Source organism: Acidovorax sp. GBBC 1281, from assembly GCF_028473645.1.
GTDB lineage: Bacteria > Pseudomonadota > Gammaproteobacteria > Burkholderiales > Burkholderiaceae_C > Paracidovorax.
In genome coordinates this window covers 158,342-183,835 of sequence record NZ_CP097269.1, presented here as the reverse complement: position 1 = coordinate 183,835, position 25,494 = coordinate 158,342, and the positions used below count along the sequence as shown (strand labels likewise).

Below are 25,494 nucleotides of genomic sequence, written 5' to 3'. Positions count from 1 at the left end.
CACGGCGACCGGAGCCACCTGGAGCCGGCGGCTGACCGAATCGGTCAACGTGAAATTACTGACGTGGAGGTGAACTGGAGCGGCGTGTCCGGCTGCATGGACAGATCCATCAAGGCCACCTAGTTCACCTCGAAGTCTGCTGAAGGCTGGAAGGGGAAGTTCAATCGAGCTCCTTCGAATGACTGCTGACAGCATTGGCGGACATCTAATGCCCTGCAAGAAGCGAGCATCATCGCCCCCACTTTTCGGAGGCCAGCGGCAATTCGTTGAGTTCCTGCCGAGCTTCGCGCCACTGCGGCCAATGCTCGGACAGGATCGTCACGAAGCGATCGTTGTGACTCGCCTCCAGCAGGTGAACCATCTCGTGGACGATCACGTATTCCAGCAAGTCCTTTGGCTTCTTTACCAGTTCGGTATTGAGCCGGATGTGCCCCACCGCAGGGTTGCAACCGCCCCATTTGGTCTTCATCTTTTGAAGGAAGTAGCGCTCGACCTTGACGCCGAGCCGCTCTTCCCACTTGCGCAGCAGCGGTGGCACGGCCTGATGCATCAGTGACTTGTGCCACTCGTGTATCACCGCGGCGCGCTGACTCTCCTCATTGCCCGGGCGAACGGTCAAACGAATGCGCTTGTGGTCCAGCGTCACGGTGGGCTTTGCGTCTTGAAAGTTGACGCTCAGCAGATACCGGCGACCCCACAGGTAGTGGCTCTCGCGCCCGACGAAACGCCGAGGCACCTCCCGGGCCTGCGCCTTGAGCGTCGATTGCTGAGCCCTGATCCAACCCAGCTTCGAGATCGCATAGGCCCGGGCCACTTCGAGCCGTGTGGCAACGGGTGCCGTGAGCGTCACCCGCCCATTCGGCGGATGCACCGTCAGGTGGACGTTCTTGACGTCCTTGCGGGTGACCCAAATCGACACATCACCCAGGCGGATGGTCTCGGTCATTGGTAGCCCGGCTGGTTCTTGACGATCTCGAATACCGCCTCGGTGGCCGTGCGGTCGCGCTCCAGGATGGGGAACAGCGCGTTCACCACCTGCGCCTCGCGGGCGTCGTCGCCATGCCAACCCGCCGGGGCGTTCTCGCGCACGGTCAGGTCGATCCGAAGGGCCAGTGCCGCTTTGTCGTCGTCGGCCTTAGGGTACTTAAAGGTGGACGATGGCAACGAGCCGAGGTTGTTGTAGATCACCGCCGCCTCATGCCGGCCGTGCAAGGCCGCCGGCACGCCGTCTTCCCCGCGCTTCGCGCCCAGCTGCCGCATCAGGGCCTCGGCCTTGCGCAGGAACTCTTCGTAGGCGGCCGCATCGGCCCGGCTCTGCCGGATCAGATCGTCCAGCAGCTTCGACATCTGCTCGTAGAAGCGCGGGTCGGTCAGCTGGTCTCGGATGATCGTCTTGCGGACGTTGTTGATGATGCCTTCGGCAATCGCGTTCTTCGACAGCTTGCCCTTCGCGTTGAGCTTTCTCGCGATCGCATCGTGGATGCCTGTCTCGATGATCAGCTCGGTGAGCGACATCTCGCCCAGTTCACCCAGGTCTTCGGCCGCATCGGCCTGGATGTAGGTGTTGATGAGGTGGCGCATGTCCGCCTCGTAGGGCTTGATGTCCAGCTCTTCGCCCGAGTGGCGTTTGATGCTCGCCCGCGTGAAGGTGTAGAAGTCCAGCTCACGCTGCAGCGTGGCGGCTTCGGCTTCCGAGTAACCCGCTTCGCCCAGGTGCTGCGCCAGTGCGGCAAAGGCGCGCACGAAGACTGCTACGGCCTTGTAGAACGAGATGCGCAGCGCCTCGGTCTTGAGCAAGGCATCGGGTTCGGCCGCATCGCCGCAGAAATAGTGCAGGAACTGCTCCACCTCGCGCGGCAGCGGCACGGGCTCGCACAGGTAGTGCAGCGCCTCGCGGGCCTGGTCGAGCTGGTGCCGCCCTTCGGCCAGCCAGTCCTTCAAGTGCACGTTGTTCTCGCCCCCGCCGCCTTCGTCGATGTCCAGCTCGTCGGAACTGTAGACCGCGATGGCCTGCTGCACGTCGCCGAACAGCTCCTTGAAGTCGACGATGTGGCCGTAGTCCTTGTCGTCGCCATCCAGCCGGTTGGTGCGGCAGATGGCCTGGAAGAGGTTGTGGTCGCGAAGCTCGTTGTCGAGGTAGATGTAGCTGCAGCTCGGTGCGTCGAAACCGGTGAGCAGCTTGCTCACCACGATCAGCAGTTTCAGGTTGGCCGGTTCCTCCTTGAAGCGGCGCTTCACCTCGTCTTCGTACTGCTTCGTCGTCTGGCCCTTGCCGAGCACGTGCTTGGTGTACGTGTCGAACTTGTAGCGCTCGTCGCTGTCTTTCGGCTCGCGCGAGATCGCGTTGTGGTTCGGCTCGTATGACGTGACGATGCCGCAGTAGGGGCCGAAGGGCTTGGCCTGGAAGATGCGGTAGTAGTGGCAGGCGTCGTAGATGCTGGCGGCCACCAGGATGGCCGTGCCGCGGTCGTTGTTGAGCCGCGGCTTCACGGCGAAGTCGTGGATGATGCTGGCCGCGATGCGCGCCTTGCGCTCTTCGGCGCTCATCAGTTCTTCCATCGTGGCCCAGCGCCGCCGCAGCACCGATTTTTGGAAGTTGTTGAGCCCGCGCGTCTTCTGCTCGAACCACTGGTCGATGGCGCGCTGCGAGGTCAGCCGCTGCGGCACGTCGCGGGCTTCGTACTTCAGGTCGAGCACCACTTTGTCGGCCACCGCCTGGTGGAACTTGTAGGTGTGGATATAGGTGCCGAACACGTCGCGCGTCATCAGCTTGTCTTTGCGCAGCAGTGGCGTGCCGGTGAAGCCGATGAAGATGGCGCTGGCCAGCCAGCGCTTCATCTGCTTGTTCATGTCGCCGCCCTGCGTGCGGTGGCATTCGTCCACGAACACGTAGAAGCGGCCCTGCACGGCGGGTGGCTGGCCCTTCAGGTCGGCCGCGTGGAACTTGTGGATCAGCGCGCACAGCAGGCGCGGATTGGCCGAACCCAGCTTCTGCACGAAATCGGCGCGCGAGGTGATGCGGGGCGAGGGCGCGTCAGTGCCGATCACCCCGGCGTTCTTCATCACGCCTTCGATCTGCTTGTCCAACTCGTCGCGGTCGGTGACGACGAGAACGCGTGCCTGCGCATCATGCTCCAGCAGCCACTTGGCGAGCAGCACCATCAGGATGCTTTTGCCGCTGCCCTGGGTGTGCCAGATCACACCGCCTTCCTGCCGTTCGGTGCGCGCCTGGGCGGCCTTCACGCCGAAGTACTGGTGCTGGCGCGGCACCTTCTTCTGCCCACCATCGAAGATCACGAAGTGGCGCATCAGGTCGAGCAGCCGCGCCTTGTGGCACAACTGGGTCAAGGGCCGGTCGAGCAACGCGCCTTCCACGGCCGTGGCACCGGCTTCGGCGGGCGACTCGTCCTTCCACTCCACGAAGAACTGCTCCGGCGTGCCGGTGGTGCCGTAGCGCAGCCCTTGCGAGTCGCTGCCCGCCAGTACCAGTTGCACGGTGCTGAAGAAGCCCTTGTTGAAGATCTCTTCCTGGTTGGTGATGAGCTGGCGCACGCCGTCGGCCACCTCCACCGAGCTGCGTTTCAGCTCGATCACCGCGACGGCCAGGCCGTTGAGGTAGAGCACGATGTCAGGCCGCCGTTCGTGGCCGCCCTTCAGCGTCACCTCTTCGGCAAGCGCGAAGTCGTTGCGCTCGGGGTGCGCCCAGTCGATCAGGTGCACCGTCTCGTTCGGTTTGCCGGGCGACACCTGCACCGGCACGCCGTAGCGCAGCAACTGGTAGGTGCGCAGGTTGGCCTGGTAGAGCGTGATGCCGGTGCTGTCGGCGGCGGTTTCCAGCTTCTGCAGCGCGGCGGCGATGTGAGCGGGCGAGTAGCCGCGGGCCGTGAGGTTGTCGCGCAGCAGCGCCGCTTCGATGGGGCGGTTGCGCGTGATCGCGTCTGGGCGCTTGCTCCAGTCGCCGAGGTGGCGGTAGCCGAGGCCGTCTGGCCGCGCCGGATCGGTGAACAACGCAACGACGCGGTTCTGCGTGCGGCGTTCGGAACGCGGCGATGGAGGCGGCACGGTGGGCATCACGCTTCTCCTGGGGTTGTTGTTCAATTCCGGGTCGCTCAGATCAATCGGATGCGGCCCGTGAGTAGCTCTTGCATCATGGCTTGCTTGAGAGCTTGGGTCTTGTCGCGGCGAGTTTCCAGGCCCAGGATCTCCGCGTCCATGTCGGACAAGGCAGCAGCAATCGCGGATTGTTCTGCTAGCGGCGGCACGGGCAACACGACTCCCGACAGGAGCCGGCCGTTCGTCAGCGCCCGAGTGGTGTAGCTCGCCTTCGAGACAATCTGCGAACGGACGAAAGACGACCTGAAGCAGTAGGCCTTGAACTCGTCGCAGAGCACTCCGCTTCGAGGGCGGCCACGCAGAAGGAAGCCGCTGAACACCGTCTCGTTCGGCTCATCGCCGACCACAGAGGCCATGCCGACTTCTTCAGGTGTTTCTGACGTTCGCGTGAAAAGTACATCCCCCCTGCGAACATCGAAATTGCTGAGTTCCTGCTTCGACAGCGAGACCCGGCCTGTAAGTCGCGTGCACAAGATCTTCCCGTTCGAGAAGACGTCCATGTAATTCACGATGGGCGTGCCGAAGCCGAAGAAGTGCTTGGCCTTGTTCAAACCGTTCTTGAAGGTGAAAAGTTCGCCAAACGTCGCTCGGCCCCATTCAGCGTGGAACCCCTTGAGCCGAGTCTGGCCGGTGAGGAGTTGCTGCATGGCGGCCTGTTTGAGGTCGCGCTTCTTGGCGATGAGCCGATCCAGCCCGGCCAGCAGGGCATCCACATCGCCCAACGCTTCCGCAATCGCGTGTTGCTCATCGGGGTTCTTCGGCGCAGCCAACACAAACTCTCGAATGTCGCGTGGGCTGATGTGAGGAATTGCTGTATGGGTCTTTACGAGATCAATGTGCCGAACAAAATGATCGCTGCCGATCCACGCACTCAACAAGCCTTGATCAAGCGACTTTGAGCGAAGTCTCGCAACGCGCTGAACGAGCAGAGAAGGAAGATCAGCTTTAGAGATGGTCGCGAAACTACGGCCTACCAACGCGCCGTCCATTGCGATAACGAGGTCACCTTCTCGGAGTTCGTACTGTTTTGTCTTCCCACTGACTGCAGGCCAATGCTTCGTAATTGGCTCCGACCAGTCTATTTCTCCCCGCTTAACATTTGAGCCTCGCAGCAATCGCACTCCAAAGTCGACGAAGCCCAGACTTGAGAACGGGAACCCCGTTAGGAGGTCTGATTCAGCGCCTAGAGTGGTATGAATCCAGCCTTCCGGAATGGCCTCACCCTCTGGTTGCGCGGACACCGACCGTACCTCGTTGTTTGGTGACGTCAATGCCCCGCCTCCCGCAACGTCACTTCCAACTCCCGCCGCAGCGCCTCCCGATCCGGCAGATACAGCTGGTACTTCTGCACGAACAGCTGGCTGCTCATGCCATAGGTCGCGTACTCCACCAGCAGCTCGTCCTTCTGCCGGCTAAGGATAATGCCGACCGGCGGGTTGTCGCCTTCCACGTTTTCTTCGTTGGCGAAGTAGCCCAGGTACAGATTCATCTGCCCGATGTCGTGGTGCTGCACCTCGCCCAGCTTCAGGTCGATGAGCACGAAGCAGCGCAGGATGCGGTGGTAGAAGACCAGGTCCACCCGGTGGTGCGTGCCGTTGATCGTGACGCGGTACTGCCGGCCGACGAAGGTGAAGCCCTTGCCCAGCTCCAGCAGGAAGGGCTGCAGGTGGTCGCACAGCAGGGTTTCGAGCTGCGTTTCCGACACCTGGTAGGGCTCAGGGATCTTCAGGAACTCGAAGACGTAGGGCTCGCGCAGCAGGTCGGCCGGTTGTTCGACCACCTGGCCTTGGGCTGCGAGTTGCAGGATGCCGGCCTTGTCTTGGCTGGCGGCCAGGCGCAGGAAGAGCGCGCTGTCTTTCTGGCGCACCAGCTCGCGCACCGACCAGCGCTCGCGCAGCGCCTGCTGCTCGTAGAAGCCACGTTCCAGTGGGTCGTCGATCTTCAGCAGCTCGACGATGTGCGACCAGGTCAATTGGTGCGACAGCGTCGCACTTTTCTCGGCCAGGCCCGGGTAGGCCAAGTAGAACTGGCGGAAGCGGATCAGGTTGCTGCGGCTGAAACCCTTGCCGTGGCGCAGCCCCAGATCGGCCGCCAGGGTGTCGATGAGCGCCTTGCCGTACTCGGCGCGCACCTGCCCCGCCTGCTCGAACTCCACGATGTGGCGGCCCACCTGCCAGTAGGTCTGCACGAGCTGGGCATTGACGGCCTGCACCGCCTGCACCCGGCCCTGCGTGTAGGTGTCGGAAATCTGCTTCACCAACTGGCGGTAGCCGTCGCTGGTGTTCAGGGGGGCGCTCAGGTCCATGCGAAGCCCATCTTCTTCAGATGCTCGTCAACGCGGCGGGCCAGGGCTTCGACCTCGTCGGTGAGTTGCGGCAGCGGGGTGGCGTAGCGCTCGGCCAGCTCGCGGATGCGGCCGGTCAGCGTTTGCGAGATGCGGTCCAGCTCGCCCTGCACGTCGGCGTGCAGGCAGGCCAGCCACTTGTTGTCGATCACCAGGGCCTTGACCTCGGCCTCTTTCAGCTTCGGGTACTTCTGGAAAGCCAGTGTGTCGAGCGCGGCCTCGGCCTCGCGCAGCTGCTTCTTCAGCGCAGCCACCTTGTCGGCGTGCCGCTGCCATTGCTTCAGAACCGCCAACTCGACGGCGTCGTCACCATCGCCGCCTTCGCTGAGCTCCCGGATGCGATCTTTCACTGCCGCGGCGGTGATGCCGTCGAAGCCGGAGAACACGGCGTCCTCGCCGCTGTGCTCTTCTTCCAGCTCGGTGAGCTGCGCTTGCAGTGCTTCCAGTTCGGCGCGGGTGGCGTCGATGGCGGTCTGCTCCTTGGCGAAATAGCGGGCCACGAGCAGGGCCTTGGGGATCAGGTCGGACTTGAAGCGCCGCTTGCCCTGCAGGTAGTCGTGCGCTTCGGGCCAGACGAGCTTGTTGTCCTTGTTGGGCAGCTTGACGATCTCGCGCGGCTGTGCGCCCTTCACCCAGCCGTCGGCGGCCACGAGGTAGGCGTCGTCCTGCATGGTCCCGGCCCAGTAGTCCATCAGGTGCTGGTACACGTCATACGCGTCCAGCAGCGGGGCGGCCTGGAAGGCGGCGAGCAGGGTTTCGGACACGGTGTCGATCAAGGCCTTGGGGTGGTCGCCCTGGTCAAAACCCATCAGGCGTGGCGTGATGGCCTGCTGCCACTTGTCCAACAAGGTGTTCACTTTCCTCGTGAACGCGGCGAACTCCGAATGGCCGAGCACGGTGGACTTCACTTCGGTCAGCGGCAGCTTCAGGCGGGCGTAGCCGGGGCGGCCGGCAGACTCGAACAGGGCTTGCCGCACACCGGGCAGCACCTGCCAATCGGCAGCGAAGGCATCGAGGTCGCGCTCGGGGATGCCTCCACGCAGGTGGCCGTCGATGTCTTGCAGGTCTTCGGGTTCGCTGCTGTCGATGTAGCGCGGCAGGTTGAGGTTGAAGTCGTTCTTCGGGTCGGCAATCTCGGCCAGTGGCACCATGCGGGCGTAGCGCGCGATGTCGACCTGCCGAGTGAAGGTGTCGACGATGCGGTGGATGTCCTGCTCGCGAAGGCGGTTCTTGTTCCCGTCCTTGATGTAGCCCTTGGAGGCATCGATCACGAACACGCCCTTGCGGGCCAAGGCGTTCTGCTTGTCGAGCACCACGATGCAGGCCGGAATGCCGGTGCCGTAGAACAGGTTGGCCGGCAGGCCGATGATGCCTTTGAGGATGCCGGAGCGAACCAGTTGCTCGCGGATCACCGCCTCGGCGTTGCCCCGGAAGAGCACCCCGTGGGGCAGGATGCAGGCGCCTTTGCCCGTGCTCTTCATCGACCGGATGATGTGCAGCAGATAGGCATAGTCGCCCTGCTTGGCCGGTGGGTCGCCCCAGCTGAAGCGCTTGTAGGGGTCGTTCTCTTTGAGCGGCGTCACCAGGCCGGTGCTCCAGGCCTTGTCGGAAAATGGCGGGTTCGCCACCACATAGTCGTAGGTGCGCAGTTGTTCGCCGTCTTTGAACTTCGGCGCAGCCAGGGTGTTGCCCGAGAGGATGTTGGCTGTGGGAAAGTCGTGCAGGATCATGTTCATTCGGGCAAGACCCGCGGTGGTCACGTCCTTCTCTTGCCCTTCGAGCGTGATGCGCTTGCCTGCCTGGGCGGCCACCTTCAAAAGCAGCGAGCCCGAGCCGCATGTCGGGTCGTACGCAGTCGTCGAGGCTTTCGCGTTCTCGGGCGAGATGCCGATCACCTGCGCGATGACGCGGCTGACCTCCGACGGGGTATAGAACTGCCCTTTCGACTTGCCCGACTCGGTGGCGAAGTGCCGCATCAGAAACTCGTAGGCATCACCGAGGATGTCGTCGTGCTCGGCGCGGTTGTTCGAGAAGTCGAGTTCAGGCTTTTGGAAGATGCCGATCAGGTTGGACAGCGTGTCCACCATGTCCTTGCCTTCGCCGAGCTTGTTGGGGTCGTTGAAGTCGGGGAAGTCGGTACGGGCCAGGCGGGTGTTGGCGTCGACCAGCGGCTGGATGATGTCGGTGTTGATCCGGTCCCCGATGTCACTCTTGCCCTTGAGCGTCACCATGGCTCTGAAGCTGGCACCTTGCGGGATGACGATGGCAGGGCGGAGGTCTTGGCTGTCGGCGTACTTGTCTGAAACGTACTTGATGAACAGCATGAACAGGACATAGTCCTTGTACTGGCTGGCATCCATGCCGCCGCGCAGGGCATCGCAGGAGGCCCACAGAGAGGAATAGAGGTCGGATTTTTTGATGGCCATGGGCGAGGGAACCGGGTCAGGTAAGCACCCGAAGTGCTCTATTCTGCCCAAGGAATCGGTGGTGTTCCGCGCGGCAGGGTGAGGTCAAGGGTCGGCGATGCGTCGCAAAGCTGTCCCTGATCTTCGGCCATCGACCGGCCGCAACCGCTGCATAGCAGGCATAGGCAATAACTTTTCAAACGACGACATCCAGTACATAACGTCCACCGGCCTACAGCAGCCCATCCGCAGGCAACAGTCCGGCAGGCCCCGAAATAGCGCTGAAGCAGCGTTCCTTGAAAGGACGCACCACCACGAACGTGGCCCAAAGCCCATCGGCGGCAACCCGTTCGACGCGCGCCCCCGCAGCGGGTCCCCCCAACGAATCCCGCATATCGATGCGCCGATTCCTTCGCACCACGCAGCCGCCTCTCGCCCTCCAATCGGGGCATGACTGCAAGACCGGCACTGCAACAACAATCACCCGAGATTCCCACCGACGTGGCGCGGATCGCCACCGATGCGCAAGCCATCGCCGCCGCACACCAACTGGCGGCTGAATTCGCCCCCGGCGCCTCCGAGCGCGACCGCGATCGCCGCCTGCCCTGGGATGAACTCACACGCTGGTCCGCCAGCGGGCTGGGCGCCATCACCGTGCCGCGCGCCTACGGCGGCCCACAGGTGTCCTACGCCACGCTGGCCGAGGTGTTCGTGATCCTGAACGCGGCCGATCCGTCCATCGGGCAGATTCCGCAGAACCATTTCGGCGTGCTGGGCGTGCTGCGCGAGATCGGCACCGAGGCGCAAAAGCAGCGCTTCTACGGCGAGGTGCTGGCCGGCCGGCGGCTGGGCAATGCCGGGCCCGAGCGCAAGGTGGACGGCGCGACCACCATCCTGCAAAGCGGCACGCGCCTGCGCACCACGCCAGACGGCCTGCGCCTGACGGGCAAGCGCTTTTATTCCACGGGCGCGCTATTCGCGCACCGCATTCCCGTGCGTGCCATCGACGACGCGGGCCGCGCCGTGCAGGCCTGGGTGCCGCGCGATGCGCCGGGCGTTGCGTTGGTGGACGACTGGGACGCCTTCGGCCAGCGCACCACCGCCAGCGGCACGGTGGTGTTCGACGACGTGCCGGTGGATGCCGACGATGTGCTGCCCCTGTGGCAGCTGGCCGACCGGCCGGGCCTCTACGGCCCCTCGTCGCAACTGCTGCAGGCGGCCATCGACCAGGGCATTGCCGAAGCGGCCGTGGCCGATGCGCAGCGCTTCGTGCGCGAGCGCGCCCGGCCCTGGGTGGATTCGGGCGTGCAGCACGCGCACGACGACCCCTACGTGATCGCCGACGTGGGGCGCCTGCAGATCGACCTGCATGCCGCACGCGAGGTGCTGCGCGAGACCGGCGCGTTGTTCGACGCCCTGGCCGCGCAGGACACCCTCAGCGCGGAGGACAGCGCACGCGCCTCGGTGGCCGTGGCCGAAGCCAAGGTGCTGACCACGCGCATCGCGCTGGAGGCGAGCGAAAAGCTGTTCGAACTGGCCGGCTCGGCCGCCACGCGCGCCGCGCCCAACCTGGGCCGCCACTGGCGCAACGCCCGCGTGCACACGCTGCACGACCCCGTGCGCTGGAAGCTGCACCTGATCGGCAACCACCGCCTGAACGGCGCCCTGCCCGCGCGGCATTCCTGGAACTGAGAGCGAACCCATGGCCTTGTTGCAATCCATTGAACCGCTCGCAGCCGCATCCACGCCCGCCGAGCCAGCCCCGGCCTTGCCCGCGGCCCGGCCGCCGCATCGCATCGCCACCGACACCGAGGCCCTTGCCGCCGCGCAGCGCTATGCCGCGCGCATCGCCCCCGGCGCGGCCCAGCGCGACCGCGAGCGCCTGCTGCCCTGGGACGCGCTGGACGACTTCGTCGCCACCGGCCTGTGGGCGATCACCGTTCCGCGCGAGTACGGCGGCCCGGGCGTATCGGCCGGCACGCTGGCCGAGGTCACGGCGCTGGTCAGCGCGGCCGATGGCTCCATCGGCCAGATTCCGCAGAACCACTTCTACGCGCTGGAGGTGCTGCGCGTGGGCGGCACCGACGCGCAAAAGCGCTTCTTCTACGGCCGCGTGCTGGCGGGCGATCGCTTCGGCAATGCGTTGGCGGAGATCGGCCACCAGGACTTTCAGCGCCGCACCCGCCTGGTGCCGGATGGCGACGGCTTTCGGGTGCAGGGGCGCAAGTTCTATTGCACCGGGGCGCTCTATGCGCACTGGATCCCCACGCTGGTCGTGGCCAGGGAAGACGGGCGCGACGTGACCTACCTCGCGTTCGTTCCACGCACCGACGAGGGCGTGCGCGTCACCGACGACTGGGACGGCTTCGGCCAGCGCGTGACGGGCAGCGGCTCCGTGCAGTTCGATGACGTGCGCGTGGAGGCCGAATGGGTCGTGCCGTTTCTGGCCTCGTTCGAGCGGCCCACCACCATCGGCCCGCTGGCGCAGATCCTGCACGCGGCCATCGACCTGGGGCTGGCGCGGGGGGGCCTCGCGGCCACGCTGCCGTTCGTGCGCGAGCATGCCCGGCCCTGGATCGATGCGCGCGTGGAGCGCGCCGCCGACGACCCGCTGCTGATCCAGCAGGTGGGCGACACCGCCGTGCGGCTGCGCGCGGCCGAGGCCCTGGTGCGCCGCGCTGGCCGCTTCGTCGATGCGGCCCAGGCCGACCCGACCGAACAGCGCGTGGCCGAGGCCTCCATTGCCGTGGCCGAGGCGCGTGCGCTCACCACCACGGCGTCGCTGGATGCCGGCACGCGCCTTTTCGAGCTGGGCGGCACCTCGGCCACCACGGGCCAGAAGGGCCTGGACCGCTTCTGGCGCAACGCGCGCACCCACACGCTGCACGACCCGGTGCGCTGGAAGTACCACGCCATCGGCAACTTCCATCTCAACGGCCGCATTCCGCCGCGCCACGGCGCGATCTGATTTTTTTCTCTTCAAAGACCCAGCGACGACCATGAAGCCACGCCGTTTTCTGCAAGCTCTTTTCACGTTCTCCACGTTCATCGGCACGGCCCTGTTCGCCGGCAACGCCTTGGCTGCGCCGCTCAAGATCGGCGTGGTGCCGGGCATCTTTGCCGACTCGGTCGAGGTGGCCGCCAAGGAGGCCAAGGCCCAGGGACTGGACATTCAGGTGGTGGAGTTCACCGACTGGACGACTCCCAATGTGGCGCTGGAGTCGGGCGACATCGACCTGAACTACTACCAGAACAGCAACTACCTGGCGAACGCCGTGCGCAGCAAGGGCTTCAACTTCGTCAGCGTGCAGCCCGGCATCCTGTCGTACCTGGGGCTTTACTCCACCCGGCACCAATCGCTGGCGGATGTGCCCAACGGCGCCAAGGTCGCCATCGCCAGCGACCCCGTCAACATCGGCCGCGCCCTGCGCCTGCTGCAGCACGCCGGGCTGATCACGCTGCGCCCAGACACCGGGCTGCTGGGCACGCAGGCCGACATCCGCTCCAACCCGAAGAACCTGCAGTTCATCGAGATCGAAGGCCCGCAACTGGTGCGCGCCACGCAGGACGTGGATCTGGCGCAGGGCTTTCCTTATTTCATCATTCCGTCGAAGGCGTTCGATGCGACCAAAGGCCTGGCCTACACCAGCTATGAGGACGACTCCTGGGCCATCCAGTTCGTGGCGCGCAAGGACAAGGCGGCGGACCCGCGCATCGCGCAGTTCCTGACCATCTACCAAAACTCCGACGCTGTGCGCAAGGCGATCCACGCCTTCTACCTGAACGACCCCAAGCTCTACCGCCTGACCTGGCTGAAGCGCTGAGCCCGGCACAAGGACCGACCGTGACACAAGCGAAGCGCCACATCCTGCTCAACGCGTTCAACATGAACTGCGTGGGCCACATCAACCACGGCCTGTGGACGCACCCGCGCGACCGCAGCACCGACTACCGCACGCTGGCCTACTGGACCGATCTGGCCCGCACGCTGGAGCGCGGCCTGTTCGACGGCCTGTTCCTGGCTGACATCGTGGGCACCTACGACGTGTACCAGGGCAACGTGGACGTGCCGCTGCGCGAATCCATCCAATTGCCGGTGAACGACCCGCTGCTGCTGGTGCCGGCCATGGCCGCCGCCACGCAGCACCTGGGCTTCGGCGTGACGGTGAACCTGTCGTACGAAGCGCCCTACCTGCTGGCGCGGCGCTTTTCCACGCTGGACCATTTGACAAACGGGCGCATCGGCTGGAACGTGGTGACCGGCTACCTGGACAGCGCCGCGCGCGCCATGGGCCAGCCGCAGCAACTGCCGCACGACGAGCGCTACGAGCGCGCCGACGAGTACCTGGAGGTGCTCTACCAGCTGTGGGAGGGCAGTTGGGAAGACGGCGCGGTGCGCCGCGACAAGGCGGCGCGCGTGTTCGCCGACCCGGCGCGCGTGCACCCAGTGCAGCACCAAGGCCGGTACTTCGATGTGGAGGGCTACCACCTGAGCGAGCCCTCGCCGCAGCGCACGCCAGTGCTGTTCCAGGCCGGCAGCTCGGGCCGGGGCCAGCAGTTCGCGGCGCGCCATGCCGAGTGCGTGTTCATCTCGCCCCCCAACAAAGAGGCTGCACGCAAGACCGTGCAGGCCCTGCGCAAGCAACTGGTGCGGGCCGGCCGCCGGCCCGATGACGTGAAGGTCTTCGTGGGCGCGGCGGTGGTGGTGGGCCACACCGAGGCCGAGGCGCGCGAGAAGCACGCGGACTACCTGCGCTACGCCAGCCGCGAGGCGGGCCTGGCGCATTTCGCGGCCAGCACGGGCATCGACTTCGCGCAGTACGACCTGGACGCGCCGGTGGACTACTCGCCCGGCAACGCCATCGAATCGGCCAGCCGCACGGCCCAGCAGCACGGCTGGACGCGCCGCAAGCTGCTCGAACTCTTCTCGCTGGGCGGCCGCTACCCGGCCATCGTGGGCGATGCGCAGCAGGTGGCCGACGAACTGCAATCGTGGGTGGCCGAGACCGGCGTGGACGGCTTCAACCTGAGCCGCACCGTGGTGCCCGAAAGCTACGAGGACTTCATCGACCTGGTGGTGCCCGAGCTGCAAAGCCGGGGCGTCTACAAGACCGAATACGCCGAAGGCACGCTGCGCAGCCGCCTGTTCGGCGAGGGCGACCGACTGCCGGCCCGGCATGCCGCCCATTCCTTCCGGCGCCAGCCCCCCAGCGCCGCCGCCCACCGGCCGCCCCAAACCCATCCCGCCCTGGAAGCTCAGCCATGAAACGCCTGGCCCAACGCCTTCTTTCCTGGCTCGCGGCCTTCGCTGCCGCGGCGGCAACCGCGCAAACGCCCGCGCCACCGCTGCGCATCGGCGTCACGCCGGGTTCGCTGGCCGATTCCGTGCAGGTCGCCGCGCAGGAGGCACGCCAGCAGGGGCTGGACGTGAAGGTCATCGAGTTCACCGACTGGACCGCGCCCAACACCGCGCTGGCCGCGGGCGACATCGACCTCAATTACTTCCAGCACCAGGCCTTCCTGGACAACGCCATCCGCGAACGCGGCTATGCCTTCGTCAGCGTGGCCACGGGGCTGCTGCCCAACATCGGCCTGTATTCGCTCAAGGTGCAGCGCTTTGCCGACCTGAAGGACGGCGCCCGCGTGGGCGTGGCCAACGACCCGGTGAACCAGGGCCGCGGCCTGCTGCTGCTGGAAAAGGCGGGCCTCATCCAGCTCAAACCCGGCGTGGGCGCGCGCGGCAGCGTGAACGACATCGTGGCCAACCCGAAGAAGCTGCGCTTTGCCGAGATCGAAGGCCCGCAGCTGGTGCGCGCCCTCGACGATCTGGACCTGGCGCAGGGCTACCCGGCGCACTACGTCAATGCCGGCAAGCCCCAGGTGGCGGGCAGCGCGCTGCTGTATTCGGGCATCGACGATCTGGCCTACGCCATCCGCTTCGTCGCGCGCCAGGACAACGCGCAGGACCCGCGCATCCAGCGCTTCGTGAAGGTCTACCAAGACTCGCCCGCCGTGCGCGCGCAGATCGGCAAATCCTTCGCCGGCAACGACAGGCTCTACAGCCTGCCGTGGCTCGCCAAGGCCGCGCATTGACGCATCCCTGGACTCGCCCCCCACGCCCCCCCGACGCCTTCCTCACCTTCGATTCCTCCCACCCCAACGACCGCCTTTCGCGGCCCCTGACATGCCACTCCATCGCCTCTTTCTCGCCCCCCTCCTCGCCCTCTCCGTGCTGGGCGCCCTGCCCGCCCATGCGGCCGACAAGCTGCGCATCGGCGTGCTGCCGGGCGTCTATGCCGACGCCATCGCGGCGGCCGCCAAGGACGCCAAGGCGCAGGGCATCGACGTCACGGTGACCGAGTTCACCGACTGGACCACGCCCAACGTGGCGGTGGACTCGGGCGACCTGGACATCAACTTCTTCCAGCACCAGCCGTTCCTCGATAACGCGATCCAGAAGAACGGCTTCAAGCTGGCCAGCGCGGGCACGAGCTTCCTGGCCAACATCGGCCTGTATTCGCTCAAGCACAAGACCATCAACGAGGTGCCGGTGGGCGGCAAGGTCGGCCTGGCCAACGACCCGGTGAACCAGGGCCGCGGCCTGTTGCTGCTGCAAAAGGCGGGGCTCATCCAGCTCAAACCCGGCGTGGGCTTCGTCGGCACGGTGGACGACATCGTGCAGAACCCCAGGAAGCTGAAATTCGTCGAGGTGGAAGGCCCGCAGCTGGTGCGCATCACCGGCGATGTGGACATCGCCCAGGGCTACCCGCACTTCATCGTGGCGTCGAAGGCATTCGATCCGTCCAGCGGCCTCGCGTACTCGGGCGTGGAGGACGCGCGCTTCGCCATCCAGTTCGTGGTCAAGGCCAGCCGCACGCAGGACCCGGTGATCCAGAAGTTCGTGAAGGTATTCCAGAACTCCGACGCGGTGAAGGCCGCCATCGACCGCGCCTTCGCGGGCGACAAGCGCCTGTACGTGCTGACCTGGACGCAGCAATGATGCGCGCGCCCCGCTTCTTCCCCTTCAAGGCCGCCGCCCTGGGCTGGCTGCTGGCTGCCTCCGCCCTCACCGCGCATGCGGCCGACGTGATCCGCATCGGCTCCACGCCCGGCGTCACCTCCGACGCGGTCGAGGCCGTGGTGGCCGAGGCCAAGGCCCAGGGCCTGGAGGTGAGGCTGGTCGAGTTCACCGACTGGACGCTGCCCAACGAGGCCGTGAACAACGGCGACATCGACCTGAACTTCTTCCAGCACCAGGCGTTTTTGAACAACGCCATCAAGGAACGTGGCTACCAGCTGCAGTTGGTGGGCCTGGGCCTGCTGCAGAACATCGGCATCTACTCCAACCGCATCCAGCGGCTGCAGGACGTGCCCGAGGGCGCCAAGGTGTCGGTGGCGAACGACCCGGTGAACCAGGGGCGCGGGCTGCTCCTGCTGCAGAAGGCCGGCCTCATCAAGCTGCGCCAGGGCAATGCCGTGGGCGCCAGCGTGAACGATGTGGTCGAGAACCCGAAGAAGCTGCGCTTCTACGAGATCGAAGGCCCGCAGCTCATCCACTCGCTGCAGGACGTGGACCTGGCCGTGGTGTGGCCCAGCTACTTCGTCAACGCCGGCAAGAAGGAGCAGGCCAGCCGCGCGCTGCTGTATTCGGGCATCGACGACTCTTTCTACGCCATGGGCTTCGTCGCGCGCAAGGACAAGGTGCAGGACCCGAAGATCGCCCGCTTCGTGCAGCTGTTCCAGCAGTCGTCCAAGGTGCGCGAGGTGGTGTCCGCGCGCTTCAACAACGACCCCAAGCTGTACACGCTGCCCTGGAAGACGCCATGAGCCTGACCGCCGCCTCCCCATCACCCGTCTGGCGCAGCGCTGCCGGCACGGCCCCCTCCCCCGCCACGGCACCTGCCGGGGCACCGCAGCCCCGCGCGGGGGCGGCACCGCCGCCCGCACCATCGGCGGAGGCCAGCGCACCTTCGGGCTCCGTGGTCTTCGAGCAGCTTGGCAAGGTGTACGCGTCGTCCGCCGGGCCGGTGGCGGCGCTGGAGGACATCAGCCTCCAGATCCCCGCCGGCAGCATCTTCGGCATCATCGGGCGCAGCGGCGCGGGCAAATCGAGCCTGCTGCGCACCATCAACCGGCTGGAGTCGCCCACCGCGGGCCGCGTGCGGGTGGATGGCGCCGACATCGCCACGCTGGACGACGACGGCCTGGTGGCGCTGCGCCGGCGCATCGGCATGATCTTCCAGCACTTCAACCTGCTGGCCGCCAAGACGGTGTACGACAACGTGGCCCTGCCGCTGCGCGTGGCCGGCTGGCGGCCCGCCGCCATCCACCAGCGGGTCGAGGAGCTGCTGGCCCTGGTGGGCCTCTCGGACAAGCACCGCACCTATCCCGCGCGCCTGTCGGGCGGGCAAAAGCAGCGCGTGGGCATCGCCCGGGCGCTGGCCACGGCGCCGGAGATCCTGCTGTGCGACGAGGCCACCTCGGCGCTGGACCCGGAGACCACGCATGCCATCCTGCAGCTGCTGCGCGACATCAACCGGCGTCTGGGCATCACCGTCATCCTCATCACGCACGAGATGAGCGTGATCCGCGAGATCGCCGACCAGGTGCTGGTGCTGGAGCAGGGCCGCATCGCCGAGCAGGGCGAGGTGTGGAAGGTGTTCGGCGCGCCGCAGCACGATGCCACGCGCGCGCTGCTGGCGCCGCTGCAGCACGGCCTGCCCGACGACCTGCAGGGGCGGCTGCAGGCCGAGCCGCCGGCGCAGGGCGCCTACCAGCGCATCCTGCGCCTGGGCTACACCGGCGAGGGCGGGCTGGAGCCCGACTTCGCGCGCATCGCCCAGGCCCTGCACAGCCCCGTCAGGCTGGTGCACGGCGGCGTGGACCGCATTCGCGGCCATGCGCAGGGCCGGCTCATCGTGTCGCTGCCCGGCACGGTGACGCTGCCTGATTTCGTCCATCTGGTGCAAGGCCCTGGCGCCATTGCCCATTCCATCGAGGTGATCGGCCATGTCGCTGACGTTGAGCATTCCCTTTGAGCGCTACACCCAGGCGTTTCTCGACACGCTGACCATGGTGGGCACGTCGGCCGCCATCGCCTTCGTGGCGGGCATTCCGCTGGCGGTGCTGCTGATCGTGACCGCGCCCGGGGGCTTTCTCGCCTCGCCGCGCATCCACCGCGGGGTGGGCAGCGTGGTCAACGGCTTTCGGGCCACGCCCTTCATCGTGCTGCTGGTGGCGCTGATCCCGTTCACGCGGCTGGTCACCGGCACCACCATCGGCGTGTGGGCGGCCATCGTGCCGCTGGCCATCAGTGCCACGCCGTTCTTCGCGCGCATCGCCGAGGTGAGCCTGCGCGAGGTGGACCCGGGCCTGATCGAGGCCGCGCAGGCCATGGGCTGCCGCAAGTGGCACATCGTCTGGCACGTGTACCTGCCCGAGGCGCTGCCCGGCATCGTCGGCGGCTTCACCATCACGCTGGTGGCGCTGATCAGCTCGTCCGCCATGGCGGGCGCGGTGGGCGCGGGCGGCCTGGGCGACCTGGCGATCCGCTACGGCTACCAGCGCTTCGACACGCAGGTGATGCTGATCGTCATCGCCGTGCTGATCGCGCTGGTGTCGCTGGTGCAGTTCAGCGGCGACCGGTGGGTGCGCTGGCTGCGCAGCCGGTAGACAGTGGTGGGTGACCGGTGGAGCCGCCGTGGCGCTGGCTGCGCCCCTGGGGAAACGGGATGCGCGTCAGCAGCCCGTCTTCCAGAGGGTTTACAAGCCAAATCGGCCTCCAGCGCATGATCCACTAGGGCATGTTGCTATCAAAAATATAGTGCCAGGGTGTGCCGCCGCGCCCCGGCCCGCCCGTCAGAACGCGTGGGCGTGCCGCAGCGCGTCCAGCACCCGCACGCGCAGGGCACCCAGCGATTCGTCTTCGCGCCGGCGCGGGCGGGGCAGCGGGTTGTCGATGACCTTCAGCTCGGCACCGGCGCGCGCCTCCAGCACCACCACGCGGTCGCTCAGGAGGAGCGCCTCGTCCACGTCGTGCGTGACCAGCAGCAGCGCCAGGCCGTGGCGGCGCGCCACCTCGGCCAGCAGCTGCTGCAGCCGCGCGCGGGTGAAGGCATCGACGGCGGAAAAGGGCTCGTCCAGCAGCAGCAGGCGCGGCCGCGTGAACAGGCCCCGGGCGATGGCCACGCGCTGCGCCTGGCCGCCGGACAGCTGCTTCGGTAAGCGATCTTCGAAGCCCGCCAGACCCACTTCGGCCAGCAGCTCGCGCACTTGGGGGTGGCCCCGCCCGGCGCGCCCCAGATCGAACGCCACGTTCTCCGCCACGGTGAGCCAGGGAAAGAGCCGCGGCTCCTGGAAGATGAAGCCGATGTCCTGCGTGATGCCCTGCTGCGGCTCGCCGGCCAGCCGCACGTGGCCGTCGTATTGCGTGTCCAGCCCCGCGACGATGCGCAGCAGCGTGCTCTTGCCGCAGCCACTGGCGCCCACGAGGCTGACCACCTCGCCGGGGGCGATGTCCAACTGCACGTTCTGCAGCACGGGCCTGTCGCCGTAGGCCTTGCGGCGCACGCGGGCCTGCAGCAGCGGGCCGACCTTCGCGCCCTTGGCCTGCAGCAGCAGGCCGCCCTTCGCGTCCTGGGCCTGCAACAGCGGGCCGTCCGTCGTGGTGGTGGCTGCATGGGCCGTGGCGTCTTGCAATGCCGTCATCGTCGTCTCAATCACGCGCTGTGGTGTCGTAGGTGTCGCGCCAGGACAGCCACCGGCGTTCGAGCCAGGCCATGCCCGTGTCGGTGACCTTGCCCAGCAGCGCCAGCAGCACGATGGCCGCCAGCACGATGTCGGCGCGGCCCATCTCGCGGCCGTCGGTCAGCAGGTAGCCCAGGCCGCGCGTGGCGGCGATGAGTTCGGCCGCCACCATGAACATCCACGCCAGGCTCAGGCCGTTGCGCAGCCCGGTCAGCACGGCCGGCAGGGCGGCCGGCAGCAGCACGCGGCGCACCATGGCCACAGAACCCAGCCGGTGCATGCGGGCGGCCTCCACCAGCTTGCGGTCCACGTCGCGAAAGCCCGAGGCCACGCCCATGTAGACCGGGAAGAACGCGCCGATGGCAATCAAGGCGATCTTGGACGCCTCGTCGATGCCCAGCCACAGCAGCAGCAGCGGCACCCAGGCCAGCGACGGGATGGCGCGCAGCGCCTGGAAGGTCGGGTCCAGCAGCCCTTCGGCGCGGCGCGACAGCCCGACCAGCGCGCCGATGGCGATCGCCAGCACGGTGCCGATGGCAAAGCCCGCCGCCACGCGCGCGCTGCTGGCCAGCACATGGCCGGCCAGGCCCTGCCCGCCGAAACTGATGAGGGTCTGGACGATCTCGGTGGGCGCGGGCAGCATGTGCGGGCTGACCCAGCCGGCGCGCACGGCGCCTTCCCACACGGCCAACACTGCGGCCGGCAGGATCCAGCCCGTGCCCAGCGCGCTCCAGCCCCGGCGGCGCGGTGCGGTGCGGGCGGGCTCCACAGCCGGGCCGATGCCGGACCATTCCTGCGGGTGGGCGGACATGGCGCGGTCAGGCCGGCGAGGCCGCCGACGCGCTCGTCACGCTGCGCGCGAACTGCGTGTCCACCAGGTCGGTGACCACCTTGTTCAACGCCGTGCCGGGCCGCACCAGGGCTTCGGACAGGAGCAGCGGGGCGGCGCCCTGCAGCGCGGCGATGTGTTCCTGCGATGGCTGCGGGTTGGACAGGTCGGTGCGCAGTTTGAGCTGCAGCAGCGCCACCTCCAGGCTGACCTTGGCCTCCTCCGACAGGATTTTGGCCGCCTCGGTGGTGTGGGCCAGGATCCATTGGCGGGCCCGCTCATAGCCGGCCAGCACACGGCGCGTCTCGGCGGCGCGCTGGGCCAGGAACTCTTCGCGCACATTCAAAAAGCCGTAGGTGTTGAACGCCACATTGCGGTAGATGAGGCGCGAGCCCGCATCCAGCTCGCTGGCGGCCATCAGCGGGTCCAGGCCCGCCCAGGCGTCCACGCGGCCCTGTTCCAGCGCAGTGCGGCCGTCGGCGTGCTGCAGCGCGACGATCTCCACGTCGTTGCGCTTCAAACCGGCCACCTGCAGCGCACGCAGCAAGAAGAGGTACGGGTCGGTGCCCTTGGTGGCGGCGACCTTCTTGCCCTTGAGTTCCTTCACCGACTGGATGGGCGAATCCTTGCGCACCACCAGCGCCGTCCATTCGGGGCGCGAGAAGATGTACGGTGCCCGGATCGGGTTGCCGTTGGCCTTGGACAGCAGTGCCGCCAGCCCGGCCGACGAGCCGATGTCGATGCTGCCCGCGTTCAGGTATTCCAGCGCCCGGTTGCTGCCCGCGCTGAACACCCACTTCACCGCCGTGCCCTCCTGCTTGAACGACTCCTCCAGCCAGCCGAAGCGGCGCAGCACCAGGCTGGACGGGGAATAGGTGGCGTAGTCCAGGCGCAGTTCCTTCAGCGGCTGCGCGGCGTGCGCGGTGTGCGAGGCCAGGGGCCAAGCCAGCGCTGCGGCGCCGGCCGACAGCAGGGTGCGTCGTTGCATGGTGGTGGGTTCCCGGTGAATGCGGTGAGGGTGCGGCGCAGTATCGGGCGCGGTTTGCCGCACGGCCAAGAACGTTATTCGTCTATTTTTATGAGAAACCTGCCGCCCCTGACGCGCCCCTGAAAAGCCGGCCGGCTGGCCTGCACCAGCCGCCGCAGAGAAGCAGCAAATTGCGCACGAATCACGCAGCAGGCCGCTGCGCGCATGGCGCGGTGGGCCGGTGCAGCCCACGGCGACGCAGGGCGCACCGCGCCCCATGCCCGCCCGGCAGGCCGCGGCGCGCGCATCGGCCAAAAACCGCATAAGCACGCGCGAATTCCGCATGTGGCGAGCCCGCTTGCCTGCGCACACTGGACCCACTCGCGGCGGCGGGCGCCCCCGGCCCGACCGCCCCCACCCCTTTGCCGGCGCCCCACCCATGTCCTCACGCGACCCCCAATTGCACCCGCCCGAAGCCCCGTCCACCGCGCCCGCCTCGCCCCTGCCCACCGCCCAGGCGCTGGCCGACCGGTTCGCCGCTACCGCTGCCGAGCGCGATGCCCGCGGCGGCACGCCGAAGGCCGAGCGCGATGCGCTGCGCGCCAGCGGCCTGCTGTCGCTTTCCATCCCCACCGCGCAGGGCGGCCAGGGCGCCGACTGGGCGACCACGCTGCAGACCGTGCGCACCCTCGCGCAGGCCGACAGTTCGCTGGCCCACGTCTACGGCTTTCACCACCTGCTGCTGGCCACCGTGCGCCTGTTCGCCCGGCCCGAGCAGTGGGTGCCGTGGCTGGAGCAGACGGCGCGCAAGCAATGGTTCTGGGGCAACGCGCTCAACCCGCTGGACACGCGCACCGCCGTGCGCCGCATCGGCGACTGGTACGACTTCTCGGGCAAGAAGAGCTTTTGTTCCGGCGCGCTGGATTCCGAGATGCTTGTCGCCTCGGGCATCGACGAACACACCGGCCAGCTGCTGATCGCCGCCATTCCCACGGCCCGCGCGGGCATCACCCTGAACGGCGACTGGAACAGCTTCGGCCAGCGCCAGACCGACAGCGGCAGCGCCCTGTTCGAGAACGTGCGCGTGGAGGGCAGCGAGCTGCTGCGCGACCCCGGCCCGCTGACCACGCCGCGCTCGTCGCTGCGGCCGCTGCTGGCGCAGCTGGTGTTCGTGCATGTGTTCCTGGGCCTGGCCGAGGGCGCGTTCGCGCAGGCGCGGCACTACACGCTGAACGAATCGCGCCCCTGGTTCCGCTCGCCCGCCGAGCGCGCCAGCGAAGACCCGTACATCCAGTCGCACTACGGCGAATTCTTCGTCGGGCTGGAGAGCGTGCGCCTGCTGGCCGCGCAGGCCGCCGCCACGTTCGATGCGGCCTGGGCGCAAGGCGACGCGCTGGACGCCGAAGGCCGGGGCCGCGTGGCCGTGGCCGTGGCGACGGCCAAGGTGGCCTCCACCCGCGTGGGGCTGGACGTGACCAGCCGGCTTTTCGAGACCACCGGCGCGCGCGCCACCCACGGCGCGCTGCGGCTGGACCGCTTCTGGCGCAACCTGCGCACGCAGACGCTGCACGACCCGGTGGACTACAAGCTGCAGGAACTGGGCGACTGGGCGCTGCACGCCAGGGTACCGGCACCGTCGTTCTATTCGTGATCGCCAGGCACGACCGCGCGCACCCCCCACGCTGACGACCCATGGCGACCCTCCCCGCATGGCCCGCCGCACCGGCCCGCACCGCCACCGCCACGCCCGCCGCCCTTGAGGCCGGCCTGGCGTGGATCTTCGAAGACCCGCGCTCCAAGGCGCTGCTGGCCGAGGTGGAGCAGGTGGCGCCCAGCGACGCCGGCGTGCTCATCACCGGCGAGAGCGGCACCGGCAAGGAGCTGATCGCGCGCTACCTGCACAGCCGCAGCCCGCGCAGCGCAGCGCCCTTCGTGGCCGTGGGCTGCGGCGCGTTCTCCGAAGCGCTGGTCGATTCGGAGCTGTTCGGCCATGAAAGCGGCGCCTTTCCCGGCGCCTTCGGGGCGCAGCCCGGCTGGTTCGAGGAAGCCCACGGCGGCACCATCTTCCTGGACGAGGTGAACGACCTGCCGCTGGCCGTGCAGAACAAGCTGCTGCGCGTGCTGCAGCAGCGCGAGGTGGTGCGCGTGGGCGGGCGCCAGCCCATTCCCATCGACGTGCGCATCGTGGCCGCCGCATCGGTGGACCTGCAGGCGCTGGTGCTGCAGCAGCGCTTTCGCAAGGACCTGTACTACCGCCTGAACGTGGTGAGCCTGGAGGTGCACACGCTGCGCGAGCGCCCGGGCGACATCGTGCCGCTGGCGCGCCATTTCATCGACGCCTACAGCCGGCGCCTGGGTTACCCGCGCCCGCAGCTCACGCCCGCCGCCGAACGCGCGCTGCAGCAGGCGCCCTGGCCCGGCAACGTGCGCGAGCTGGAAAACACCATCCACCGCACGCTGCTGCTGGGCGACGGCCGCACGCTGGACGCGCCCGACCTGCGGCTGTCCGGCGCTGCGCGCGCGGGCACCGAGCCCGAAACCCCGGCGGCAGCGGCGCCGCCGCAGGCCCCCAGCCCCTCGCCCCCCGGCCTGCCGCTGCTGCGCCAGGCCGTGCGCCAGCTGTGCGAAGCGCATGTGCCCGCGCTCTACCAGACGGTGGAAGACGCTGTGCTGCTGGAAGTCTTCCGCTGGTGCCACTACAGCCAGAGCGAGGCCGCGCGCGTGCTGGGCCTGAGCCGCAACGTGGTGCGCGCACGGCTGATCCGCCTGGGCGAGGTCGGCGCGCCGCGCCGGGCCGGCGCCGATGCGGGCGCGCCACCCGCCGAATTCCCAACCGACACCGATTCCGAAAGCCCTTCCCCATGAGTCCGACCCCCGACATCTTCTGGTTCCTGCCCACCTCGGGCGACACGCGCTACCTGGGCACCTCCGACTTCGGCCGCGCGCCCACCAATGCCTACCTGCGCCAGATCGCGGTGACTTCCGAGCAGCTGGGCTACGACGGCCTGCTGATTCCCACCGGCAGCTCGTGCCTGGACCCGTGGGTGACCGCCGCCAGCCTGGTGCCCGTCACCCAGCGCATCAAGCTGCTGGTGGCATTGCGCACCTCGCTGGGCAACCCCACCGCGTCGGCGCGGCAGGCGGCATCGCTCGATCAGGCCCTGGGCCCCGGCCGCCTGCTGCTGAACGTGGTGCCCGGCGGCGACGCCACCGAGCTGGCGGCCGACGGCGTGTTCTACAGCCATGACGAGCGCTACGCCGCCAGCGACGAGTTCCTGACCCTCTGGCGCCGCCTGCTGCTGGGCGAGAAGGTCGATTTCGAAGGCCGGCACCTGAAGGTGCAGGGCGCGCAGAACTTCTTCACGCCCGCCACGCAGCCCTACCCGCCGCTGTACTTCGGCGGCTCGTCGCCCGCCGCGCACGCGCTGGCCGCGCGCCATGTCGATGCCTACCTGACCTGGGGCGAGCCGCCCGCCGCGGTGGCCGAAAAGATCGCCGATGTGCGCGCGCACGCCGGCGCCGCAGGCCGCGATCTCGACCGGCACCCGCTGCGCTTCGGCGTGCGCCTGCACGTCATCGTGCGCGAGACCAGCGAAGAGGCCTGGGCCGATGCCGACCGCCTCATCAGCCGGCTGACCGACGACGACATCGCCCGGGCGCAGCAGAACTACGCGCGCATGGATTCCGAGGGCCAGCGCCGCATGGCCGCGCTGCACGGCGGCCGGCGCGACCGGCTGGTGGTGGGCCCCAACCTGTGGGCCGGCGTGGGCCTGGTGCGCGGCGGCGCGGGCACCTCGCTGGTGGGCAATGCGCAGGAGGTGGCCGAGCGGCTGCAGGAATACGTGGACGTGGGCGTGGACCGCTTCGTGCTGTCGGGCTACCCGCACCTGGAAGAAGCCATCCGCTTCGCGGAGCTGGTGTTTCCGCTGCTGCCCGGCCGGCAGGCGGTGACGCTGCGCGACCAGTCGCTGACCGGCGGCGCGTTCGACATCCGGGCCAGCCGGCCAGAGGCGGAATCAGCGGCAGCGCCTGTGCCGGAGACCGCTCTATAAACCGCTGGAAAAAGCCATTTCTGCTATTTAATTAATAG

Annotated in this window: 20 protein-coding genes; 12 read left to right on the top strand and 8 right to left on the bottom strand. The window is 67.8% G+C overall.

Going from position 1 to position 25,494, the window contains the following annotated elements:
• Positions 1-229: 229 nt before the first annotated feature.
• The 5 genes from M5C96_RS00810 to M5C96_RS00790 form a co-directional block, all read right to left on the bottom strand.
• Positions 230-946, bottom strand: a complete 717-nt coding sequence (locus M5C96_RS00810; RefSeq protein WP_272566567.1) for a M48 family metallopeptidase — start codon at positions 944-946, stop codon at positions 230-232.
• On the bottom strand, positions 943-4,071 hold the full coding sequence (locus M5C96_RS00805; RefSeq protein WP_272566566.1) for a type I restriction endonuclease subunit R: 3,129 nt from the start codon (positions 4,069-4,071) through the stop codon (positions 943-945). The genes M5C96_RS00810 and M5C96_RS00805 overlap by 4 nt, the downstream gene beginning before the upstream one ends.
• Positions 4,072-4,109: 38 nt before the next feature.
• Positions 4,110-5,102 carry a restriction endonuclease subunit S gene (locus M5C96_RS00800; RefSeq protein WP_272566565.1) on the bottom strand — a complete coding sequence of 331 codons (993 nt, stop codon included), beginning with the start codon at positions 5,100-5,102 and terminating at the stop codon, positions 4,110-4,112.
• Positions 5,103-5,380: 278 nt separating this feature from the next.
• Positions 5,381-6,418 carry a PDDEXK nuclease domain-containing protein gene (locus M5C96_RS00795; protein WP_272566564.1) on the bottom strand — a complete coding sequence of 346 codons (1,038 nt, stop codon included), beginning with the start codon at positions 6,416-6,418 and terminating at the stop codon, positions 5,381-5,383.
• Positions 6,409-8,883 (bottom strand): type I restriction-modification system subunit M, encoded by a 2,475-nt coding sequence (locus M5C96_RS00790; protein WP_272566563.1) that lies wholly within the window; start codon positions 8,881-8,883, stop codon positions 6,409-6,411. The genes M5C96_RS00795 and M5C96_RS00790 overlap by 10 nt, the downstream gene beginning before the upstream one ends.
• Positions 8,884-9,312: 429 nt before the next feature.
• Between M5C96_RS00790 and M5C96_RS00785 the strand changes: the two genes are divergently transcribed.
• The 9 genes from M5C96_RS00785 to M5C96_RS00745 all read left to right on the top strand — a co-directional run bounded on the left by M5C96_RS00785 (position 9,313) and on the right by M5C96_RS00745 (position 18,534).
• Positions 9,313-10,554, top strand: a complete 1,242-nt coding sequence (locus M5C96_RS00785) for an SfnB family sulfur acquisition oxidoreductase (protein WP_272566562.1) — start codon at positions 9,313-9,315, stop codon at positions 10,552-10,554.
• Between the two features lie 10 nt (positions 10,555-10,564).
• Entirely contained in the window at positions 10,565-11,830 is a 1,266-nt protein-coding gene (locus M5C96_RS00780; RefSeq protein ID WP_272566561.1) for an SfnB family sulfur acquisition oxidoreductase, read from the top strand.
• Positions 11,831-11,861: 31 nt separating this feature from the next.
• Positions 11,862-12,686: a MetQ/NlpA family ABC transporter substrate-binding protein gene (locus tag M5C96_RS00775; protein WP_272566560.1), complete on the top strand. Its 825-nt coding sequence runs from the start codon at positions 11,862-11,864 to the stop codon at positions 12,684-12,686.
• A gap of 62 nt (positions 12,687-12,748) precedes the next feature.
• Entirely contained in the window at positions 12,749-14,128 is a 1,380-nt protein-coding gene (locus M5C96_RS00770; RefSeq protein WP_272569869.1) for an LLM class flavin-dependent oxidoreductase, read from the top strand.
• On the top strand, positions 14,125-14,955 hold the full coding sequence (locus M5C96_RS00765) for a MetQ/NlpA family ABC transporter substrate-binding protein (RefSeq protein ID WP_272566558.1): 831 nt from the start codon (positions 14,125-14,127) through the stop codon (positions 14,953-14,955). Before M5C96_RS00770 ends, M5C96_RS00765 begins: the two co-directional genes overlap by 4 nt.
• 91 nt (positions 14,956-15,046) lie before the next feature.
• The gene (locus tag M5C96_RS00760) at positions 15,047-15,862 is read left to right on the top strand and encodes a MetQ/NlpA family ABC transporter substrate-binding protein (protein WP_272566556.1); all 816 of its coding nucleotides are present in this window, start codon (positions 15,047-15,049) and stop codon (positions 15,860-15,862) included.
• Positions 15,859-16,689 (top strand): MetQ/NlpA family ABC transporter substrate-binding protein, encoded by an 831-nt coding sequence (locus M5C96_RS00755; protein WP_272566555.1) that lies wholly within the window; start codon positions 15,859-15,861, stop codon positions 16,687-16,689. Before M5C96_RS00760 ends, M5C96_RS00755 begins: the two co-directional genes overlap by 4 nt.
• Positions 16,686-17,900: a methionine ABC transporter ATP-binding protein gene (locus tag M5C96_RS00750; protein WP_272566554.1), complete on the top strand. Its 1,215-nt coding sequence runs from the start codon at positions 16,686-16,688 to the stop codon at positions 17,898-17,900. Before M5C96_RS00755 ends, M5C96_RS00750 begins: the two co-directional genes overlap by 4 nt.
• Complete coding sequence (locus M5C96_RS00745) at positions 17,872-18,534, top strand: methionine ABC transporter permease (protein WP_272566552.1); 663 nt, start codon at positions 17,872-17,874, stop codon at positions 18,532-18,534. Before M5C96_RS00750 ends, M5C96_RS00745 begins: the two co-directional genes overlap by 29 nt.
• Positions 18,535-18,720: 186 nt before the next feature.
• Here M5C96_RS00745 and M5C96_RS00740 read toward each other — a convergent pair whose 3' ends face one another.
• The 3 genes from M5C96_RS00740 to M5C96_RS00730 are packed head-to-tail and all read right to left on the bottom strand — an operon-like array spanning position 18,721 to position 21,425.
• Positions 18,721-19,569, bottom strand: a complete 849-nt coding sequence (locus tag M5C96_RS00740; RefSeq protein WP_272566551.1) for an ABC transporter ATP-binding protein — start codon at positions 19,567-19,569, stop codon at positions 18,721-18,723.
• A gap of 7 nt (positions 19,570-19,576) precedes the next feature.
• On the bottom strand, positions 19,577-20,419 hold the full coding sequence (locus tag M5C96_RS00735) for an ABC transporter permease (RefSeq protein WP_272566550.1): 843 nt from the start codon (positions 20,417-20,419) through the stop codon (positions 19,577-19,579).
• 7 nt (positions 20,420-20,426) lie between these two features.
• The gene (locus M5C96_RS00730; RefSeq protein ID WP_272566549.1) at positions 20,427-21,425 is read right to left on the bottom strand and encodes an aliphatic sulfonate ABC transporter substrate-binding protein; all 999 of its coding nucleotides are present in this window, start codon (positions 21,423-21,425) and stop codon (positions 20,427-20,429) included.
• A gap of 418 nt (positions 21,426-21,843) precedes the next feature.
• Here M5C96_RS00730 and M5C96_RS00725 point away from each other — a divergent pair, with 418 nt between their 5' ends.
• From M5C96_RS00725 to ssuD, 3 genes are read left to right on the top strand one after another with little or no spacing between them, the layout of a single operon-like run.
• Complete coding sequence (locus M5C96_RS00725; protein ID WP_272566547.1) at positions 21,844-23,055, top strand: acyl-CoA dehydrogenase family protein; 1,212 nt, start codon at positions 21,844-21,846, stop codon at positions 23,053-23,055.
• Positions 23,056-23,096: 41 nt separating this feature from the next.
• Positions 23,097-24,269, top strand: a complete 1,173-nt coding sequence (locus M5C96_RS00720; protein ID WP_272566545.1) for a sigma-54 interaction domain-containing protein — start codon at positions 23,097-23,099, stop codon at positions 24,267-24,269.
• Positions 24,266-25,456, top strand: coding sequence for an FMNH2-dependent alkanesulfonate monooxygenase (ssuD, locus tag M5C96_RS00715; RefSeq protein WP_272566544.1), 1,191 nt, complete (start codon positions 24,266-24,268; stop codon positions 25,454-25,456). Before M5C96_RS00720 ends, ssuD begins: the two co-directional genes overlap by 4 nt.
• Positions 25,457-25,494: the final 38 nt, after the last annotated feature.

Bases quoted from the DNA above. Each gene is read 5' to 3' on its own strand.
- M5C96_RS00775 (WP_272566560.1), top strand. From the start codon at position 11,862: ATGAAGCCACGCCGTTTTCTGCAAGCTCTTTTCACGTTCTCCACGTTC.
- M5C96_RS00740 (WP_272566551.1), bottom strand. From the start codon at position 19,569: ATGACGGCATTGCAAGACGCCACGGCCCATGCAGCCACCACCACGACG.
- M5C96_RS00720 (WP_272566545.1), top strand. From the start codon at position 23,097: ATGGCGACCCTCCCCGCATGGCCCGCCGCACCGGCCCGCACCGCCACC.
- M5C96_RS00750 (WP_272566554.1), top strand. From the start codon at position 16,686: ATGAGCCTGACCGCCGCCTCCCCATCACCCGTCTGGCGCAGCGCTGCC.
- ssuD (WP_272566544.1), top strand. From the start codon at position 24,266: ATGAGTCCGACCCCCGACATCTTCTGGTTCCTGCCCACCTCGGGCGAC.
- M5C96_RS00800 (WP_272566565.1), bottom strand. From the start codon at position 5,102: ATGGACGGCGCGTTGGTAGGCCGTAGTTTCGCGACCATCTCTAAAGCT.
- M5C96_RS00725 (WP_272566547.1), top strand. From the start codon at position 21,844: ATGTCCTCACGCGACCCCCAATTGCACCCGCCCGAAGCCCCGTCCACC.
- M5C96_RS00795 (WP_272566564.1), bottom strand. From the start codon at position 6,418: ATGGACCTGAGCGCCCCCCTGAACACCAGCGACGGCTACCGCCAGTTG.
- M5C96_RS00770 (WP_272569869.1), top strand. From the start codon at position 12,749: ATGAACTGCGTGGGCCACATCAACCACGGCCTGTGGACGCACCCGCGC.
- M5C96_RS00790 (WP_272566563.1), bottom strand. From the start codon at position 8,883: ATGGCCATCAAAAAATCCGACCTCTATTCCTCTCTGTGGGCCTCCTGC.
- M5C96_RS00760 (WP_272566556.1), top strand. From the start codon at position 15,047: ATGCCACTCCATCGCCTCTTTCTCGCCCCCCTCCTCGCCCTCTCCGTG.
- M5C96_RS00780 (WP_272566561.1), top strand. From the start codon at position 10,565: ATGGCCTTGTTGCAATCCATTGAACCGCTCGCAGCCGCATCCACGCCC.
- M5C96_RS00745 (WP_272566552.1), top strand. From the start codon at position 17,872: ATGTCGCTGACGTTGAGCATTCCCTTTGAGCGCTACACCCAGGCGTTT.
- M5C96_RS00730 (WP_272566549.1), bottom strand. From the start codon at position 21,425: ATGCAACGACGCACCCTGCTGTCGGCCGGCGCCGCAGCGCTGGCTTGG.
- M5C96_RS00810 (WP_272566567.1), bottom strand. From the start codon at position 946: ATGACCGAGACCATCCGCCTGGGTGATGTGTCGATTTGGGTCACCCGC.
- M5C96_RS00735 (WP_272566550.1), bottom strand. From the start codon at position 20,419: ATGTCCGCCCACCCGCAGGAATGGTCCGGCATCGGCCCGGCTGTGGAG.
- M5C96_RS00785 (WP_272566562.1), top strand. From the start codon at position 9,313: ATGACTGCAAGACCGGCACTGCAACAACAATCACCCGAGATTCCCACC.
- M5C96_RS00805 (WP_272566566.1), bottom strand. From the start codon at position 4,071: ATGCCCACCGTGCCGCCTCCATCGCCGCGTTCCGAACGCCGCACGCAG.
- M5C96_RS00765 (WP_272566558.1), top strand. From the start codon at position 14,125: ATGAAACGCCTGGCCCAACGCCTTCTTTCCTGGCTCGCGGCCTTCGCT.
- M5C96_RS00755 (WP_272566555.1), top strand. From the start codon at position 15,859: ATGATGCGCGCGCCCCGCTTCTTCCCCTTCAAGGCCGCCGCCCTGGGC.